Origin of the sequence: Roseburia sp. OF03-24, from assembly GCF_003463035.1 — a bacterium.
Lineage (GTDB): Bacteria > Bacillota > Clostridia > Lachnospirales > Lachnospiraceae > Roseburia > Roseburia rectibacter.
On the sequence record NZ_QSCK01000010.1, the window covers coordinates 1 to 315 of the forward strand.

Consider the following 315-nt stretch of genomic DNA (forward strand, 5'->3'; position numbering starts at 1 on the left):
GACCAATAACACAAAATATTTTTTCAAATGTGTATGGCAATAAACATGAGCATAGTGGGATACATTGAAGTTTTTGCCAACGTTATCAAACAAATAATAAACCATTGAATATAGTTATTTGGAAATATCTTTTTAATCAGATTCAGACACAAAACACTAAAAATTTACGCACCCCCAAGGTTGTAAAATGAGTTCCCCAGCTAAGGGTGGTTCACAACCTTGCGGCTGGCGAATCGCATCAAGCCGGGACTCGTTTTGTGACTTTGGAAGAAAATTAGAAACTCTTAGGATGCCTGTCCGTAACACAGTGTTGTG